Source organism: Ruminococcus flavefaciens ATCC 19208 (assembly GCF_000518765.1).
GTDB classification, from domain to species: domain Bacteria; phylum Bacillota; class Clostridia; order Oscillospirales; family Ruminococcaceae; genus Ruminococcus; species Ruminococcus flavefaciens.
Window position 1 is genome coordinate 239,233 of the sequence record NZ_KI912490.1, and the last position, 13,294, is coordinate 252,526.

Sequence of the window (13,294 nt, forward strand, 5' to 3'; positions counted from 1 at the left end):
ACCTCCGCTCATTCAGAACCGTTTATGCTCTCGACTACTCTGTCATAGAAATTAAGGATATACTCTTTAGCTTCAGCAGCTGAGTCATCGGCGGCATTGAGTTTTTCGGTCTTTGTTTTGATATCGTCAAGAAAAGCCTTTTGCTCCCTGAATGTTATTCCTGACTTAGCGAAGTCGCTCATATTTGAATTTTCGAGATTTATCAGAGTCTTGTAGGTTTCGAGAATGATTATCTCAGAGCCTGCATTAGCCTCCTCTACCAGTTTGTTCAGTTCATTCATGCTCTTCCAGAGATCCTCGGAGTAGTTCTTCTTCAGAAGCTCATTCTCCTTTTTCTGGGTCTGGGAATAGAAATCGCCTATAGTGCAGTATACCTGAGCTATCTCGTATTTGTCGGGCTCACTGCGCTTGAAATCCGCAGTCTGAGCCTCTCTGAACCATTTTACGGAGGCTATCTTTCCCGAAATACTTCCGTTCTGTTCAGAGCTATCTCCGTTATTTCCGTAAAAATAGTAATACCAGTACAGTATTCCGAGCTCATATGCTATCTCCTCATATTTCGGAGCTTCCCTGAGCTGATTGATATTCTCATTTATAAGAGCGAGTATCTGTTCTGTTTCCTTCGCATCAAATACCATGTCACTTTTATACAGCTCGATAAGCTTTAAATAAGCGTCCGCATATGAACCGTCAGCACGGATAACATCTTCAAATGCTTCCGATCTTGCAGCATACTCACTCGTATTCTCGGCTTTTTCCACAAGCTTGTTGAAATCCTCGCTCCTGCTCTTGTTAGCCATTATATTTGCAAACATGGATATACCGAGACAAAGCACGGCAAATCCCGCAACGATGCTTGTAGCTCTCAGATATGTGTGATTGTCCGTCCTTTCAAGCTCTTCATAAAGCTCATCGCATGAACGGTATCTCTTGGACTTATCCTCGTTCACGCACTTTCGGATTATCCTCACAAGACCTGCATTTGTTCCTTTAGCGAACACAAAGCGTTCCGCAGAACTTACAAACTCGCCGTTTGCCGAAACATTTTTTGGCTTTTTTCCTGTGAGCATATGGTACATGGTAGCACCTATATTGAATATATCGGTCTGTTCATCAAGTTCCTGCTCATAGAACTGTTCAGGTGAAGCATAAGCAGGAGTATAGGCAAACGCACCGCTTCGCCTTTCGATAACAGAACCGAAATCTATAAATTTCAGCCGTCCGAACTTATCAGGTCTGCGGGAGTTCTCAAAGTCCTCCTCATTTCTTACGACCATGATATTATCGGGCTTCATATCGCTGTGTATAAGACCGCACTTGTGGATAAAGGACATAACGCGGCAGATATCCTTTGAATACCTGAGCATGGTCTTATGTCGGAAAGGACCGTATGCAAGGAGCTTTTCCATAGAAACGCCGTTGATATAGTCCTGCACGATATAAAGCGCATCGGGATCATTGTCGATTATCTCGATTATATTCGGAAAAAAAGAGTTCTTGGCGTCCTTTTCATAGAATTCCTTGATAAGCAGGGACTCCTGCCTTGCATTATAAGCGTCAGTGCCGTTGGTCTTCATTACCTCTTTCACAGCACGCTGGGCGTTATTTGCCTTGAGATCGACAGCACGGTAAACCACCGAAGTACCGCCTTTGCCTGCAACATTGACGATCTTGTATCTGTTTTCAAGGACAAAGCCTTTATTTAGCAAATAGATCTCCTCGCTTTCAGCAGAGTTTTACCATAAGGGCGGTGATGTTGTCTTTTTCGCCGCGCTGAATGACCTGATCCTTCAGCTTTTCGAGATTTGATTTCATAGCCTTCTCATCTTTGTTTGCAGAGGGACAAAGTGCTTTTTGCAGCTCCTCCGATGATACTTTCTTCCTGAAGCCGTCAGAGCATAGCATATACACATCGCCCTCGCTGTAAGGAAATATGCTGTAATCATAGGAGGTATCATCGAGACCTGCACCGATACAGTTGGTAAGCTGGTTCTGTCTCGGGTCTTTCTCAGCCATTTCCTGAGTAATGATACCGTCCCTTACCTCCTGAGCCACTACGGAATGGTCGGAAGTAAGCACCTCTATCTCATCGTTGGTTATCCTGTAAAGACGGGTATCACCCACATGGGCAATGAGCATATTCCCGAATTTCGGGAGTATGAGCAGTCCCGTAAAGGTAGTTGCCATATCCGAGGAATGCCTGTCCGCATAGTCGTTTATACGTTCATTCAAATCATGGAGCCTGTCGTCAAGAGACTCCCTTATTTTCAGGACAGAAGCCGAATTTCTCATAAGCTCGGCAAAATCATCTGCAAACCATTCGTTTATACGCTTGCATACGTAACCGCTCGCCTTTTCACCTGCCGAAAGCCCTCCGACACCATCGCAGACAGCTCCGAAGAATATCTTCTCGCCGTCGTATTCAGCTTCCGAGATAAAAAGCGAATCCTGATTTACCTTTCTTACAGCACCCTCGGTAGTCACATAAGAGAAAAAGTATTCCATGCTGCCTCACCGTCAGCTTTCTTCAAAAAATGTGTAGCCTACACCGTGATACAGAAAATTACAGCCTGAAAATACGCTTATCCTGTCACCTACAGCTACCTCATCACCCTCAACACTAAGGGACGGGCAGGAGATATTCTCTATAAAAATACTGTGTCTGTTCTTGGTGTTATCGCGTCCGACAATCATGCCCGACAATTCCGCACAGGTGAAAGGATAGACAAAAACAGGTATCCTCTCTTTGCTTGATGAGTTAATGATATATGCGAGCTTTTTGGCATTAGTCTTCTGCTGCGAAGCTTTTTTCGCATCTGCTCCCTTATCGCCCACTAATACCGTAGCAGAATCCGTATCGTTCACATTGAAAACGAACGGTATATCGCAGATGTATATAACATCTCCGCTGCTTATCTTTTCCTTGATGATACGCTCACCGTTTTCGGCGTAGCTGTTGAGGAAAGTGCCGTTTGCAGAATCCTTGTCCTCAACATAGAAAGTACCGTTTTCATAGCTGATGACAGCGTGTACTTTTGATACTGTGCCCTTGTCTGTCAGCGCAAGGTCATTGCCTGCACGGCGTCCTATAGTAAACGGAAAATGTTCGATAGGTATTTCCCTGTTGTTCTCGTCTTTGAGGAAAGCAGGACAATCCGAAACACGCTTGCGGCTCACAAGGATAGTATGATCTCCATCGTCGTCAGCAGCCGCAGTAGCCGCTTTCTCAGCAGCAGGCTGAGGTTTTTCCTCTTCACTTACATCAGGCAGCATGAGCACTTCATGGAGCATCTTGTAAAGCTGTGTAGGAGAGATAAATCCGCTCTTGTTTTTCGGATTATTTACGTATTCCTCAAGAAAGAAGCCGTATTTCTGCATAACAGCACCGTTTGACACTGTAAAGTTCGCGTTCTTGTTGACCTTCATAAGGAACTTGGCAGTATTCGTACATTTATACTGATTATTTGTCAGCGGAAGATAAGCCAGATACAGCTTCTGCTTCTCCACGCTGTAAAAAACATTTTTCGGGTCGTTGAGCAAAAAATTATCCATAGGAAGTCCAAGAGAAGCACAATGCTCCAGTATCTTCTGGAACTGGCTTATTATCCCGAAATATTTCTCCTGCGTCATTGTCTGCTTGACATATTCCGAAAGGGCAGTCATATTTGTAACGTTGTATTTCAGTACATTTCTTGTTGCAGTTTTTTCCCATCTCACACTGAGAAGCCCCTTTTCTGCATTCTCATTTACGAGCTTGAGCTGATCTTCGTTTATCTGATCCTTCTTTTTCAGACCTGCCTGCAAAAACGTATCGCAGCTCTGATATAGAAGCTTGGTAGTTATTCCGGCCATTTCCTCACCCCTAAGTGAAATAAAGCGCGTCTGATACGCACATAAAACATTTTATAAAATCAAAACATATGAGCACCTGATATTTTAAACAAACAGTGTGATACATACAAATTTATTATACCACTTTATATATGTTTTGTCAATAATTCAGATAAGTTTATGTCAAGAATGATAAAAAATATGCAGGCATTGAAAATCCTGACCGAATGTAGTATAATTTAAGAAAAAAGGAGAAACGCAATGCTTTACCTGAAAACCGCAAATAAAAAGGATATAGAAAAAGAGTATATCTTTGTACGCAGCATTCCTGCCGATGAAAACGGATTTATCAACGATTATCCCAATATAGAACGTGCTGACTTTGATGACGCACTTGATACTCTCATAGCAAATTCCCGCGGCGAGAAACTTCCTGAGGGCTATGTACCTGCAACGACATATTTTTTGTGGCATGATGATGATATCGTTGGAGAATTCCAGCTGCGGCAGCATCTCTGCGATTCTCTTATAAATGGTGCAGGACATATAGGCTACTATATCGCACCCGAGTACCGAGGAAATGGCTTCGCCACAGAGGGGCTTAGGCTGATTATCGAAGAAGCAGAAAAAATCGTTCCCGAGGACGTGATATACCTCCGCGTGAGAAAAAGCAATCCCTCATCGCTTAAAGTAATGCAGAAAAACGGCGGATATATACATCACGAAGATGACGAATCTTACTTTGTCCGCATAAAAAAGGAGAAATAATGAAGATATTCATAGATGCAGACGGATGTCCCGTAACGGATATCGCCATAAGACTTGCAGTAAAGCACTCTGTCCCCTGCACTGTCATATGTGATACAGCTCACTCAATATACCGTGACGGCGCTGAGACAATTGTCGTTGACAAAGGCGCGGACAGTGCTGATTTCCGCCTTGTAAACCTTGTGACCAATGGCGATATCGCCATAACTCAAGACTACGGACTTGCCGCAATGTGCCTCAGCAAAAAAGCCATAGTCATCAATCAGGACGGCAAACAGTATACCGAGGAAAATATTTCCGGACTCCTCTCGTTCCGCGCTGTATCAGCAAAGATACGAAGGAGCGGCGGACGCACAAAGGGACTGCCAAAGCGTACAGTCGAGCAGAATAAAGCCTTTGAGGCCGCACTTTCAACACTGCTGAAAACAAATAATATATAAAAAGGAAAAGAAAAAATGCTGCATTCAGGAACATTTACAATAGAAACTCCGCGGCTTCTGCTCCGCAGATTTGAACCGCATGACCTTGAAGCTATGCACCGAAACTGGGCATCTGAGCCCTCAGTGCAGATAGAATACGGAGAGCCTGTTTACAAGACGAAAGAAGAAGCAAAGGTACTTCTTGACAAATATATAAGCGGATATGAGTCCGAAAGCTTTTACCGCTGGGCTATAATCGAAAAAGCAAGCGGTGAAAATATCGGTCAGATAGCATTCTGCCGCGTATATGAGGAGCTTCGCACCGCTGAGATAGAGTATTGCATAGGAACTGCATTTCAGGGCAACGGCTATGCAGGCGAGGCTCTTTCCTCAGTCATAGAAAACATATTCAAAAGGACGGATTTCAAAAAGCTTGAAGCCTATCACCGCGCTGAAAATACAAAATCAGGACGTGTACTTGAAAAATCGTCAATGCATATCACAGAAAATGTTGAACGTTTCCGTCAACAGGGTCTCAAACCCGAAGGTGAAGTATGCTACTGCATAGAAAAGAACTGAAAAAGCGGATCATATGATCCGCTTTTTTATATCCACATATCCATTTCACTTCTGTCGGGGACTTCAAACAAACTTTCAAATTTAGCCGCAAGCCCTTCGTCGATGAAATAAGCGTCACTGCGTCCGTTCATAACTTCTGCATTACGCTTTTCTATACGTTTTTTCCACTCAGCCTCATCGACACTGATATAGTGGAATTCACAGCTAATACCATGTGCACGGTAAAACTCACGTGCGTACTCACGTTCGGACTTGCTCCAGAAGCCCCAGTCAAGTATAACATCAGTGCCTGCCGAAGCTATCTCCACCGACTTTTTATACAAATAGTTCTGAGTACGCCTGACAAATTCATCATGTTTATCGCCTGTTTCTCCGCCGAGGATATCAAGCATAAGCTCGTCGATGGAGAGTATCACGCCGCCGAGCTCGACTCTGAGCATCTGAGCGTAAGTACTTTTACCGCTGCATATCCTGCCGCAGGTCATTATAACTTTAGCCATTCTCGTTTCCTTTTCCGTACATATCTTGTTTTTTCATTGTATTTTTAAGTTTCTCTTTTAATTCAGGTGTAAGTGGATAATACCTTACCTCTATTCCGAATTTCTTTCTTGTAAATCCAAGATGTGATTTTTCATTTAAAAGCTGTTTCTGCTCTTCCTCACTGCAAACAATAATATATTTTTTGAACTCTTTTCCTTTTACTTTATCATTAAGCAGCATTTTCAGTATATCCGCCGCTACTTTGTGCTTCTGCGCAGGCTTTAATTTACCTAAATGAGAGTGTATCTCGCCTATAATTTTATGGTCTCCAGAATACACATCAGGTTTTATAGTAACTTCTGAATCAAGAGTAACAATAGCATTATATGATAAGTTATCTAACTGCAATTCTTTCCTAAATTCATTAAAAAGGAACATTTCTGCTTCACACTGAGCAGATGAATCAGCGTTTTCATACTTCGCCATAATAGCCTCATTTCTTTATTATTTTAGTAAAGCCATGTCCGCTGCGCTCATGGGGGTGTGACTTAAAGCCGCATTTCAGATAAAACTCGTCTTTATTCTTTGCACTCATAAGCTGAAAATATGACCACCAGCCATCTTTAAGCTGACTGCGGATATAGTCCTCGATATATTCCAGAAGTGCCTTTCCTATGCCCTCTCCCTGATATTCGGGAGCAACAATAAGGTCTTTGAGAAAGAATGCCATACCACCGTCACCGATAAGTCTTGCCATAGCGATGACCTCTTCGCCGTTCTTCACAGCAAATGTAACATAGCTGTTTTTCAGCGAAGTTTCCACAAGCTCGCGTTCTGGCTTTCCCCAGCCTGCCGAGTCGAAAAGCCTTATAAAATCCTCTGCACAAAGCGTATTTATTGATATATCGTATTTCATATCCGTTCACTCCTTTAAAAAAGTATACCACAAAAAAGTTCTTTTTTCAACAGCTTGCAAATCAGACACAAAAGTGATATAATAGTATAAAGATCAAAATTTAAGTTAAAATAAAAAAATATATATTTTTGTGTAGCAAAATGTAATTGTACTTCGATTATTATAACAGAAACGCTCAGATCGAGCAAAAAAGTTCTTAAAAGGAGAAGTAAAAATGAAAAAGAGAATATTAGCTATCATGACATTTGCAGCGTTGCTTTCACTGGCATCATGCGGAAAGGTGGTTGAAGGACAGCCAAGCGCCAACACAATTACAACAACAAAGTCTGCCGTGACTGCTTCCACAACCGCTGTTACAACTACAGAAGCACAGATTGCTACAACAACTGCTGCTAATGACGAAAGCAAGGAAGCTGCCGAAGCACAGACAACAGAGGCTGCTCAGAATACATACTCGGAAGCTGCAACAGAAGCCGCTCAGCAGCAGGCAGTACCCGCAGGCGGCGGAGACCAGACCTCAAATCAGTCTGCACCTCAGCAGTCAAACGCTGTATCAAGCGATACTGCCCCGACTCCTAACGATTACAATTACGGACCTGCTCCTGCACAGTATAATTATGACGGTCTGACCTATATACAGGGCGTACTCATAGCAAACAAGAGCTACAGTCTCCCTTCCGACTTCAATCCGGGACTTGATGCGACCTGCCAGAACCAGTTCTATAAGCTCCAGAATGCAGCTGCACAGCAGGGACTGAATATATGGCTCTCATCAGGCTTCCGTTCATACGACTATCAGGCTCAGATATACAACAATTATGTTGCACGTGACGGACAGGCTGCTGCAGATACCTATTCTGCACGAGCAGGCTATTCCGAACATCAGACAGGACTTGCCATAGACGTAAACCAGATAGACGACAGCTTCGCAGGCACTCCCGAAGCAATATGGCTTGAGAACCACTGCCACGAATACGGCTTTATACTCCGCTACCCACAGGGCAAGCAGGGCATCACGGGCTATCAGTATGAATCATGGCATATCCGCTATGTAGGAACAGATATGTCCTATCCTATCCATGCTAGCGGACTCACACTGGAAGAATACTTCGGTATCGACTCTTACTATCATTGATAAAATAAAAGCTCCTGATTAAACAGGAGCTTTTTTCTATTAAATTCCAGAAGTGAATGAAAGGATAAATGTGTTGAAAAATATCTGTTTTATATTTTGATTTAAGATATGCTTTATTATCTTATCTCACTGCCGCCCCATTCAACAACTGTAAAGCCATTTCTCTCAAAGGTCTCAAGCTGCTGAGGTTCAATGTCTACTGCGTTATCAAGCGGCACGTACGCCATAAATACACGGAGCATACTGTCAGGTGCAGGTGAGATGTTAAGCTTTGCGGAATCCGTATAAGCATTACCTTGGAAAGCAATAAGGTTATACTCATTATGCTCCATTAAAGGAAGCCAGTATACGATGAATTCGTTCATCTCCTCCTCGGTAAGTCCCATATAGGTGAGCTTTTCCTTGAGGAAACTCTCGGTATCGCTGCCCGCTACACAGAATCCCTTGGAGAAATCATATCTTGTACGGCAATTCACAGCGTCCCAGAAAAGGTACTTATGATGTGTGCCGTCTGCCTTGTTCGTCAGAGTACCGTCAGGATATGCTGTTACGTCCCAACCGTTATTATACTTAGGATAAGTTGTGGAAAGCTCTGCTTCTGTAAGCTCCAGTTCTACATGAACATCGGTCTCTTCTTCGGGATAAAGGTATATTACAGGTTTCTTTGCAACTGCTTCAAAATATATGGTAGGAGTTATGCCGTCCTCTTTGAATGTTCTTATCCAGCCATACTGTCCGTTGTATTCGGTAAATAACCAATTATCATTATTTTTCTGATATCCGTACTCTCTGATGCGTGACAGCTGAGGTATCTCAGCTATATATTCATAGCTTTCATCAGGTCCCAGATATAATTTCAGTCCGTCTTCCTTAACAGTTAAATATGGAGCATATTCGATGTACTCATCAGGCTCAACATAGTTTGGGGTACTTTTAGCTATAAGAGCTTTTTTCATCAGTATAAGATCGAAAATATCCAGATCGTCATCATTGAAGAAGTCAGCCGCCTGCCAGTCGGCAAGAATACTATTGGAAGCACCAAGCAGCCATTTCTGTAACAGCAAGATATCCGATACTGTGAAGTCACCATCAGAATTCACATCACCTGTAGGAGTATATTTCAGCGGAACGATAACTTCCATTGAATTATTGGAATATACATTTCTCTCAATACCATTGTAGTTTACCTTAAATCCTTTCGGAACTTCATATAAATTAATATTAAAGCTGCCGATATTGCTCATTTTAAGGCCTTTTGCTGCTTCATTGCTCATATCCATACTTAAAGGATTTGGCTCAATAATAACCTCTCTGTGGCAATTATCCACACTGTCTGTTTTTTCATTATAAAAATCCATAGAAGCTATCATAACAAATGCTTTATCATAATCGCTGATGTTGATAGCTTTACCATTATCCGAATCAATAAGCTTAAAGCGGATAGTGTCTTTTTCGGGGATATTCTCTTTCTTTTTCAGTCTGAACACCACATCAGCCGAGCCGTTGTCAAATCTTGTAACAGTCATCTGATCTTCACAAGTGATCGTGCCGCTGTAGTAGCCTGAATCTCTTCTGTTACCTGGCAGTTCATAGTCGTAAGGTGCCTCCCACATTCCAAATGAAAAAACATCTGCATTGAAAAAGCCACTGATACTATGATCTACAACGGAAGGATTTGCTTCTACATCAAGAATAGGTCCTGTAGACATTGTGCCTTCCGGTGAGTGGAACTCCACATTTGTCCAGAGCATGGGGTGATTATTTTCACCTAATTCAATTAGCTTGCCCGTGTCATAGTCGAGGAGAGTAACTCTCATATCACCAGATAAAAGAACTGTTTGTGCGTCATCAAAGACTGCGCAGTTTGCAGTTCTGGTCTCTTCAACCTTACCGCCTGTATATACTGCTCCGAAATCATAGGATATCTTGTCACAGCCGTCCTTAACAGCCCTGTATGCACAGATAGTATTGATCTCCCCTCCGTCAAGAGGAACAGCGGATATAGTGCTGCAATCGCTGACCGCCGCAAGCTCAAAGCAATCTTCTCCTTTATCTTTGAGAGTCCAGTCATAAGCCGTACCTGCATTATGAGGCAGCAGGAACACAACATAATTGTCCTTGACAGATACATTAAAGTGCGTAATATCATACATACGGTATTCTTCTGCACAATCGGGCAGCCAGCTGTATATATCAGTCTCAAACACCTGTGTACCGATACTTGTAAAAGTATATTCCTTCTGCACTTCCGAGTCGCAGATCAACTGCATTTTGAAATCAGGCTTGGACGTCGCTGCGTTTTTATATGCCATTACTTCATAGGCAGTATCGGTATTTTCGTTAACGAATACATTATGGTAATATTCCGCAGGAAGTGCTGCTGTGTTTTTTATGCTGTATTTCTTTGTACTGTAAGAAGGCTCTTCAAATACCACACAAAGCAAGTCACTTTCGTTCTCATCTCCTATATGAGTTGCACCGTAAGTATTGCGGAAAGTAAGGGCAGCGTCAAAGCTCTGCGGTATCCAGTCAGGAATTGAATATGCATAGGCTTTATCCTCTGCATAAACACTCATAGGAATCAGTGCATTCAAATAATCTGCGGAAAATGGAATAATTGCTGTGGTTGCTGCTATGACAGCAGCTGTGATCTTTTTTAACATCTTAACTTCACCCTCATTCTTTGATTTTTTCAGCATATAACTGCCTATTCTGATTATATAACGATAATGCTGAACGTGTCAATGGAATTGAGGTAAGTTGCGTTTTTTAGCGGGTAAGCTGCAATATTTTATTGCATAAACTGCATTTAATTGAGCTGCTTTAACGCACATCACATAACGTTCACCATATCAGTTACTTTAAATGGCATAAAATGTCATTTTATTGTTTAACGGAATAAACTATGGAATGTGCGGCTTAAATCGTAAACTTTTTATGAACAATCATATCAAAGATAATTTTTATATAGAAAGGGGGGAGTTTTTTTAAGAATACGGCTTATTCAAGTTTCAGACCAGCATACAATCTCTGTTCTGTATTATTCTCCGCTTGCACCATAGTTTGAAAGCACTCGTGCAGACGGGTCGTTTACGTTGCAGCCTTCCCATTCTTTGTTAGGCATCCAGAAATCCACAATCATATCACTGTTGCCGCGATAGTATTTCTCAAATATCTCACGGTAAAGGAGAGACTCCTTAGTGAACGGCTTTGCATGAGAATATTTCGTGCAGTCAAGCTCAAATTCCTCGTCAGAATAATAGTTGTTTGCGTATTCCTTGAGGTAGTCAACCATTGAATGTCCAACAGCGTCTGAGAAAGCAGCCTTTTCACGGTAGAGGATATCATGAGGCAGATAGTCTCCCTCGAAAGCGTGACGGAGCAGATATTTTCCCTTATTGTATTTGTTGAGCTTCATTTCGGGGTCTACTGCCATAACATATTTCACGAAATCAAGGTCGCCGAAGGGCACACGGGCTTCCAGAGAATTTACAGAAATACAACGGTCTGCGCGAAGTACATCATACATATGAAGCTCGTGTACACGCTTCACAGACTCCTGCTGGAAAGCTTCTGCTGAGGGAGCGAAGTCCGTATACTTGTAGCCGAAAAGCTCGTCGGATATCTCGCCTGTAAGGAGTACGCGGATATCGGTCTGTTCATGTATAACCTTGCAGAGCAGATACATACCCATACTTGCGCGGATAGTGGTTATATCGTAAGTTCCGAGGAGATGTATAACATCATCAAGGGCTGCAATAACATCGTCCTTGGTTATTATAACTTCCGTGTGGTCACTGCCTATATAGTCAGCCACCTGCTTTGCGTATTTAAGGTCGATAGCATCGGTGTTCATACCGATAGCGAATGTACGGATAGGCTTGTCGCTCTCGCGCTGAGCAATAGCACAGACAAGTGAAGAATCAAGTCCGCCCGAAAGCAGAAATCCAACCTTTGCGTCCGCATCAAGGCGCTTTTTTACTCCTGCAACAAGCTTATCGTGGATATTACTGCATACAGTCTCAATATCATCGTGAATGACTTTATCAACGGCTGTTATATCGCAGTAGCAATGGAACTTTCCGTCCTTGTAATAGTGTCCGGGTGGGAAAGGCATTACCTTTTTGCAGAGCTTAACGAGGTTCTTTGCTTCACTGGCAAACACCATTGCTCCGTCAGCAGATTTACCGTAATACAGCGGACGTATGCCTATCGGATCACGGGCAGCTATGAATTCTCCTGTTTTGCCGCCATATATCACGCAGGCATACTCTGCGTCAAGCTTTGCGAACATATCAGTACCGTATTCCTTATACAGTGGCAGAAGTATCTCGCAGTCGCTGTCGCTTTTAAAGCTGTAGCCCTTTGCAATAAGCTCATCGCGGAGCTTTCTGAAGCCGTATATCTCGCCGTTGCAGACAACTGAGCTGCCGTCCAGCTCAAATGGCTGCATTCCCTCGGGAGTAAGTCCCATTATGGACAGTCTCTGAAAGCCCAGAACTCCGCCAGCGACCTCCTGTATCCTCTGGTCGTCAGGTCCTCGTGAGACTGTTGCTTTTAGTCCCTCCGTTACCTTTTCCATACCGTCCATACCGCAGTATGCCATTATCGTACACATAGTAAATCCCTCCGAATAATAGGTATATTGTAATTGAACACGCTCGTACATCGCCATTGATGTACAGCGTTTATAAACAGATCTCAGGAAAGATCTTTTGCAAGGCAAACTGCTCCTTCAAGCTTGTCATATGGCGGATAATTATTTATCCGATAATATCCGCGGTTTATGTACAAGTTTAACGCATCTTTCATTACTTCTCTTGTCTGTAGTATCGCCCTTTTGAAACCCGTATGTGAGGCTTTATCCTCTATCATATCCATCATAGCCGAAGCTATGCGGTTTCCGCGGTATTCAGGCTCTACCCAGACGCGCTTTATCTCAGCGTCGCTTTCATTGTATTTTTTTAGCCCTGCACAAGCGACTGCCTTATCATTTATGTAAGCAATAAGCACATCCTGAATGCTTTCTGATATATTGTACGGTACAAATCCGACACGGTTGCTTTTTCCGCCGACAAGACTGTCGTAATAAGCCTCTGTTGTCAGGTAAAAACGGTGAAAGTCCTCGTTTGTCGGTTCAGTCCATTTATATACTGCTTTTTCCAT

Annotated in this window: 13 protein-coding genes; 4 read left to right on the forward strand and 9 right to left on the reverse strand. The window is 42.8% G+C overall.

The annotated features are described in order from the left end of the window. Window positions 1–8: 8 nt before the first annotated feature. Genes L870_RS0111240 through L870_RS18595 form a run of 3 tightly spaced genes read right to left on the reverse strand, consistent with a single transcriptional unit; the run spans window position 9 to window position 3,852 of the window. The gene (locus tag L870_RS0111240) at window positions 9–1,709 is read right to left on the reverse strand and encodes a serine/threonine-protein kinase (RefSeq protein WP_028518229.1); all 1,701 of its coding nucleotides are present in this window, start codon (window positions 1,707–1,709) and stop codon (window positions 9–11) included. 16 nt (window positions 1,710–1,725) lie between these two features. Then, the gene (locus tag L870_RS0111245) at window positions 1,726–2,505 is read right to left on the reverse strand and encodes a PP2C family protein-serine/threonine phosphatase (protein WP_028518230.1); all 780 of its coding nucleotides are present in this window, start codon (window positions 2,503–2,505) and stop codon (window positions 1,726–1,728) included. Between the two features lie 12 nt (window positions 2,506–2,517). Next, entirely contained in the window at window positions 2,518–3,852 is a 1,335-nt protein-coding gene (locus L870_RS18595; RefSeq protein WP_051411524.1) for an FHA domain-containing protein, read from the reverse strand. 240 nt (window positions 3,853–4,092) lie between these two features. Here L870_RS18595 and L870_RS0111255 point away from each other — a divergent pair, with 240 nt between their 5' ends. From L870_RS0111255 to L870_RS0111265, 3 genes are read left to right on the forward strand one after another with little or no spacing between them, the layout of a single operon-like run. Further along, window positions 4,093–4,599 carry a GNAT family N-acetyltransferase gene (locus tag L870_RS0111255; protein ID WP_028518231.1) on the forward strand — a complete coding sequence of 169 codons (507 nt, stop codon included), beginning with the start codon at window positions 4,093–4,095 and terminating at the stop codon, window positions 4,597–4,599. Beyond that, window positions 4,599–5,039, forward strand: a complete 441-nt coding sequence (locus tag L870_RS0111260) for a YaiI/YqxD family protein (RefSeq protein ID WP_028518232.1) — start codon at window positions 4,599–4,601, stop codon at window positions 5,037–5,039. Before L870_RS0111255 ends, L870_RS0111260 begins: the two co-directional genes overlap by 1 nt. A gap of 15 nt (window positions 5,040–5,054) precedes the next feature. Beyond that, window positions 5,055–5,597: a GNAT family N-acetyltransferase gene (locus tag L870_RS0111265; protein ID WP_028518233.1), complete on the forward strand. Its 543-nt coding sequence runs from the start codon at window positions 5,055–5,057 to the stop codon at window positions 5,595–5,597. Window positions 5,598–5,623: 26 nt separating this feature from the next. Here L870_RS0111265 and L870_RS0111270 read toward each other — a convergent pair whose 3' ends face one another. From L870_RS0111270 to L870_RS0111280, 3 genes are read right to left on the reverse strand one after another with little or no spacing between them, the layout of a single operon-like run. Then, window positions 5,624–6,097: a P-loop nucleotide/nucleoside kinase family protein gene (locus tag L870_RS0111270; RefSeq protein ID WP_028518234.1), complete on the reverse strand. Its 474-nt coding sequence runs from the start codon at window positions 6,095–6,097 to the stop codon at window positions 5,624–5,626. Beyond that, the gene (locus tag L870_RS0111275) at window positions 6,090–6,563 is read right to left on the reverse strand and encodes a hypothetical protein (protein ID WP_028518235.1); all 474 of its coding nucleotides are present in this window, start codon (window positions 6,561–6,563) and stop codon (window positions 6,090–6,092) included. The genes L870_RS0111270 and L870_RS0111275 overlap by 8 nt, the downstream gene beginning before the upstream one ends. Before the next feature lie 7 nt (window positions 6,564–6,570). Further along, window positions 6,571–6,993: a GNAT family N-acetyltransferase gene (locus tag L870_RS0111280; protein WP_028518236.1), complete on the reverse strand. Its 423-nt coding sequence runs from the start codon at window positions 6,991–6,993 to the stop codon at window positions 6,571–6,573. A gap of 214 nt (window positions 6,994–7,207) precedes the next feature. Between L870_RS0111280 and L870_RS18600 the strand changes: the two genes are divergently transcribed. Further along, on the forward strand, window positions 7,208–8,128 hold the full coding sequence (locus L870_RS18600) for a M15 family metallopeptidase (protein ID WP_051411525.1): 921 nt from the start codon (window positions 7,208–7,210) through the stop codon (window positions 8,126–8,128). A 116-nt stretch (window positions 8,129–8,244) separates the two neighbouring features. On the opposite strand, the gene L870_RS19890 is transcribed toward L870_RS18600, so the two are convergent. The 3 genes from L870_RS19890 to L870_RS18605 all read right to left on the reverse strand — a co-directional run bounded on the left by L870_RS19890 (window position 8,245) and on the right by L870_RS18605 (window position 13,294). Then, on the reverse strand, window positions 8,245–10,827 hold the full coding sequence (locus tag L870_RS19890; protein ID WP_242836506.1) for a dockerin type I repeat-containing protein: 2,583 nt from the start codon (window positions 10,825–10,827) through the stop codon (window positions 8,245–8,247). A gap of 341 nt (window positions 10,828–11,168) precedes the next feature. Then, window positions 11,169–12,746 (reverse strand): asparagine synthase B, encoded by a 1,578-nt coding sequence (asnB, locus tag L870_RS0111295; protein ID WP_028518237.1) that lies wholly within the window; start codon window positions 12,744–12,746, stop codon window positions 11,169–11,171. A gap of 83 nt (window positions 12,747–12,829) precedes the next feature. Next, on the reverse strand, window positions 12,830–13,294 hold the full coding sequence (locus L870_RS18605) for a GNAT family N-acetyltransferase (RefSeq protein WP_051411526.1): 465 nt from the start codon (window positions 13,292–13,294) through the stop codon (window positions 12,830–12,832).